This window comes from Methylobacterium sp. J-070 (assembly GCF_022829385.1).
GTDB lineage: Bacteria > Pseudomonadota > Alphaproteobacteria > Rhizobiales > Beijerinckiaceae > Methylobacterium.
Genome location: NZ_JAKSXX010000105.1, coordinates 1 through 461, shown reverse-complemented (window position 1 = coordinate 461; position 461 = coordinate 1). Strand labels below are relative to the sequence as shown.

1 protein-coding gene is annotated in these 461 nt (G+C 65.7%); it reads left to right on the top strand.

What is annotated here, in order from left to right; genetic code table 11:
* Window positions 1-222 precede the first annotated feature (222 nt).
* The coding region (locus tag MKL01_RS08060) for a CsbD family protein (RefSeq protein WP_243904696.1) at window positions 223-461 on the top strand (239 nt) is incomplete at its 3' end.

Below are 461 nucleotides of genomic sequence, written 5' to 3'. Positions count from 1 at the left end.
GCGTCGGCAAAGCCTGGACCGGCCGCGCTCGGCCGGCCATTCTGAGCACCGTTCGGCATTGGGCAGTTACTCCGGGGCACTCTCGACCAGAAGGAACCGTAAGCGCCCCATACAGTTCCGCTGCACCGCCGGCTGCGTGGTTCTACCGTCGAGACGAATGGCCCTGATCACGCGTTGGTGGCCCGATGCCCCAATCCGTTCGGATATCGAGGAGGAAGTGCCATGGACGAAGATCGTGTCAAAGGCGCCGCGAAAGAACTCGGCGGCAAGGTCAAAGGCGCGGCCGGCGATCTGACCGGGGACACGCAGACCCAGGCTGAAGCCAAGGTCACCGAGCTGAAGGGCTCGGCGCAGAACCTGTACGGGCAGGCCAAGGACACGCTGAGCGATGCCGCTGGGCAAGCGCGCGAGTTCGCCGGCGACGCGTTCGATCGCGCTCGCGAGCGCTATCCGGATGCTCA